Source organism: Klebsiella sp. HMSC09D12 (genome assembly GCF_001808475.1).
GTDB lineage: Bacteria > Pseudomonadota > Gammaproteobacteria > Enterobacterales > Enterobacteriaceae > Klebsiella > Klebsiella oxytoca.
Genome location: NZ_KV793509.1, coordinates 672 through 1,070 on the forward strand (window position 1 = coordinate 672; position 399 = coordinate 1,070).

General features: G+C 49.6%; 1 protein-coding gene. It reads left to right on the plus strand.

Translation table 11 applies throughout. The features are described 5' to 3' along the window. Window positions 1-399, plus strand: a 399-nt coding sequence (locus tag HMPREF3178_RS31975) for a terminase TerL endonuclease subunit (RefSeq protein WP_416371864.1), incomplete at both ends; no start/stop codon positions are given.

Below are 399 nucleotides of genomic sequence, written 5' to 3' on the forward strand. Positions count from 1 at the left end.
GTTTTTTTACCAAGCATCTCAATATCTGGGTGCAAGGTGAAAAAGCATGGATGGATATGGCGCGCTGGGAAAAATGCCGTGACGACTGGGACGACTCCACTTCGGCCAACTGGTCAATGTGGCTCGGCGTTGACCTTTCCAACAAAATTGATATTTCAGCTGCAGTTAAAGTCTGGCTTGCTCCAAATGGCGATGTTTATGTCCGCTCCAGATTCTGGATACCTGAAGGTCGGCTGGAAGCCTGTTCCAAGCAGCAGGCGGACCTTTACAGAAAATGGAATCTCGCTGGATTCCTTGAGTTTACCGATGGCGATGTCGTTGACCATGCAGTAATTAAAGAGGAAACGATCGAATGGGCGCGAGGTGACTCGCTGAACGAGTTTGCATACGACCCGTGGA